The organism is Fusibacter sp. (genome assembly GCF_057447755.1).
In genome coordinates this window covers 1-2,127 of record NZ_JBVBZF010000459.1, presented here as the reverse complement: position 1 = coordinate 2,127, position 2,127 = coordinate 1, and the positions used below count along the sequence as shown (strand labels likewise).

At 35.8% G+C, this 2,127-nt stretch carries 2 protein-coding genes; one reads left to right on the top strand and one right to left on the bottom strand.

Going from position 1 to position 2,127, the window contains the following annotated elements; all coding sequences use genetic code 11:
- The coding region (locus AC220I_RS21630; RefSeq protein ID WP_486725945.1) for a methyl-accepting chemotaxis protein at positions 1-1,501 on the top strand (1,501 nt) is incomplete at its 5' end.
- A 97-nt stretch (positions 1,502-1,598) separates the two neighbouring features.
- On the opposite strand, the gene AC220I_RS21625 is transcribed toward AC220I_RS21630, so the two are convergent.
- Positions 1,599-2,127: DUF6648 family protein (locus AC220I_RS21625; RefSeq protein ID WP_486725944.1), on the bottom strand; the 529-nt coding region annotated here is incomplete at its 5' end.

Below are 2,127 nucleotides of genomic sequence, written 5' to 3'. Positions count from 1 at the left end.
CATTAAGACTGAATTGGCCATTAATAAACTCAGAATTCTTGAAAAAGACTATATTTTAACTGGTAATAAGGACACACTTTTCCAGTTAACGGGTGACACTAAAAAAGTCCAAACCAATATGCTTTCAATCGTCAATAAGCTTGATGATCTTGGCGATTCGTCTACGATACAAAAGGTTACCCAAAATCTTAATGATTATACCAATAGCAACAAACGCCTATTTGCAACTGACAGCACCTTGAATTTCCAAAATCAAACCCTGATCCGAATAGTTGATACCATCAAGATCAGAAGTTCAGAAATCGTTGAAGAACAAGATGGCATCGTACGTTCAATTAGTCAAACAACAAGAGCAACTGCAAATTTTGCCCTCATATTTGGCGTCATTGTATCCTTGTTATCTTCTATTGTCATTTATAGATCAATTACTAAGCCACTTAAGCAGTTAACCACAGAACTTATTGGTGCAACTGATAACAACGACTTGACCAAGCAAATCTTCTTAAAAGCAAATGACGAGTTCCAAATACTTGCACGCGCATTCAATGGTTTTTCTCAGAAAATCCATAGCATGATTACTGACATTGACCACAATGCAGACGGTCTTGAGACGCTGGCTGTTGAAGTTACAGGCCAAGTTAAACGCCTTAACGACAACATCGAAAACATCTCTGCAAGTGTCGAGCAATTATCTGCAAGTATGCAAGAGACAAGTGCTTCAACAGAGGAAATTGATGCCACAACTCAAACCATTGACTCAATGATTTCAAATGTCGTCGACAAAGCACACAGCGGTATGAGCTTTGCGGGCGAAATCAGAGTGCGTTCCGAAGATGTTAAAACAAGTTCTAAAAAAGCTCGTGCCGATGCAGTTGCTTTATATGAAGAATCAAAAAATATTCTTTCCACTTCTATTCAGAAGTCTAAAGAAGTTGAAAAAATCAATTTGTTATCAAATTCAATTTTAGGCATAGCTGAGCAAACTAACCTCCTAGCTTTAAATGCTGCGATTGAAGCAGCCCGTGCTGGTGAAGCCGGTAAAGGTTTCAGTGTTGTGGCTGATGAAATTAGAAAACTTGCTGTAACAAGTCAATCCTCAGCAAACGAAATTCAAAATGTAACGGGTGGCGTAATCACATCAGTAAACGAACTTGCTAACAACGCCAACCAGTTAATTAACTTCATTGAATCAAAAGTCCTTAAGGATTACGATCAGCTTCTAAACCTAGGTGACCAGTACAACAAAGATGCAAATGAACTCAATACCATGTTCAACGATCTTGTTATGACCATGGAAACCATGAAGGTTTCTGTTAGTGAGGTAACTGAAGCCATTAGCAATATCGCCATCACAGTGGGCGAAAGTGCTCGAGGTGTTACAGAGGTTGCTGAAAACATCAACGATATCGTCGTCGTTTCAGATCGTGTTACCAATGAAGTAGAAACGGTTAAGAACAATAGCGAAACGCTTAAGTCATATGTAAACGAATTCAAAATTTAAATCTTGTTATAACAAATAAACAAATACAACAAATAAGGCTTACAAATTATAAAATCATAATTTGTAAGCCTTTGTTTTTTAGAATTCAAATGTATCCTTAAATTTTCGTATTGACATAATCTCCGATTACAGAATCTCTCGGATTTTCGTCAAAGCACCCTGCACACTTTAATTTATATAATATTCTTCGATCTTTTGAATGTAGGATTACCTTATCATGTTGCTTAAAATAAATTTCATAAATGGCGCCTTCTAAATATTTGGAATTCATGTTGATAAAATAAGCCGAGACCTCTTGAAAATTAACTTGTTCAAGCATTGCTAATGTAATTTTATCTTTTTTTACATAGAAATCATAGGCATTATTCTTCAATCGTTCTGATGTTCTTGGATCTCTAAATTCAAGTTCATCTGCCTCTAACATCAATTTTTTTGCCTTTGTGTTAAAGTAATGATACTTAACCACGCCTTCTTCCACTGAATTTACATTGAAATTCTGTGGTGTATAACTTCCGATCAATCTGTAATTTTCAAGGATAAAGGTCTCTTTATCAAGCTCCCCAACTTCTAATCTTTGTATCAGTTCCAATCTTTTATTGCCAAATTCATAAACTCTGTTCAATTTT